This window comes from Vibrio sp. SG41-7 (genome assembly GCF_014164465.1).
GTDB classification, from domain to species: Bacteria; Pseudomonadota; Gammaproteobacteria; order Enterobacterales; family Vibrionaceae; genus Vibrio; species Vibrio splendidus.
Window position 1 is genome coordinate 1 of the sequence record NZ_JACJFF010000286.1, and the last position, 1,318, is coordinate 1,318.

At 41.0% G+C, this 1,318-nt stretch carries 1 protein-coding gene; it reads right to left on the reverse strand.

Going from position 1 to position 1,318, the window contains the following annotated elements; genetic code table 11:
- Positions 1 to 230: 230 nt before the first annotated feature.
- Positions 231 to 1,247 carry an IS110 family transposase gene (locus H5300_RS26685; protein WP_182797355.1) on the reverse strand — a complete coding sequence of 339 codons (1,017 nt, stop codon included), beginning with the start codon at positions 1,245 to 1,247 and terminating at the stop codon, positions 231 to 233.
- Between the last annotated feature and the right edge of the window lie 71 nt (positions 1,248 to 1,318).

A 1,318-nucleotide genomic window follows, 5' to 3' on the forward strand; every position in this document is an offset into this window, starting at 1 on the left:
AATATATGGTACGTCCCGTTATTGCAAGTAGAGTTAAAAACAACGAGCTGATTTGCGCTAATATATTCAGAGTCTATTAGAGACTGCCATTAGTCTCAGCTCTATGATGAGGTGTGCGCCAGACTGTCCTCACAAAACGAAAAGCATTTTAAGTTGCTGTTTGGGGCAACAGGTCTTCAGTCTGGTGGTCTAACCGTTGTGTCATCTTTTTCTCTCATTGCAAATTCTGATTATGTTCTTATTTCAAAGGACTTCTTACTGACTAAGACTGCCCATGCTATACGGGCTATTTTGTTGGCTAGTGCTACCACTGCCACGTTAAAAGGTTTTCGTTTCTTAAGCTCTACAAGCCACGAGCCAAAGTATTTTTCAACCGATTTGTCTCTCCATAAAATGGACCTCGCAGCATGGATGAATAGCGTCCTTAGTTCTTTATTTCCTCGTTTCGATATTCCAAGTAGCGTTGATTTACCACCAGTTGAGTATTGAATGGGAACCAGTCCGATCCATGCCGCAAAATTTCTCCCGTTTTTGAAGTCATTGGGGTTACCAACTGATGATAAACAAGCACTAGCGATGACTGGGCCAATGCCAGGAACACTTTGCAGTTGTTTCATCTGCTCGTTATCTGCAAGGATTCTCTCGACCTTATCTGCTTGTGAATCTATGCGTTCATTAAGGTTTTGATAGTGTTCATGTAACTCACTTAATTCAAAAATGATTAGAGGAGGAAGGTTTTGATTCTTATCCGCTAGCCACTGAAATAAACCTTTCATACTAGCGTGGCCTTTTGGCAAACTGACCCCAAACTCAAGAAGGATTGAGCCAATTCGGTTCATACATGCGGTGCGCTCTCTAATATACCCGCTACGAATTTTTCGAATCGTTGAGATAACCTGAGCTGACTCAGTCTTTGCTGAAGAGAACCTCATTGTTGGCCGTGAAGCTGCTTCTGCAATAGCGTCTGCGTCGATAAAATCATTTTTATTGGTTTTAACGTAAGGTTTTACATATTGAGGTGGAATTAGCTTGGCTGTATGACCAAATTCAGTACACTTTCGAGCAAGCCAATGAGACCCGCCGCATGACTCCATGGCTATAATGACAGGCTCATGACATGATAAGAACTCTAGTAATTTTTGGCGAGTAAGCTTTTTCTTAAATAACTGATTCCCAGCATGATCATGACCAACTAAATGAAAAGAGTTCTTACCTAAATCGATTCCGATAATGTGTGAGTTATTCATTTGGTACTTTCCTTTTAAGACTAAACCATTTCAAGTTTAGCTGTAGGGAGGGACGTACCATCTCATTAAAC

Bases quoted from the DNA above. Each gene is read 5' to 3' on its own strand.
- H5300_RS26685 (WP_182797355.1), bottom strand. From the start codon at position 1,247: ATGAATAACTCACACATTATCGGAATCGATTTAGGTAAGAACTCTTTT.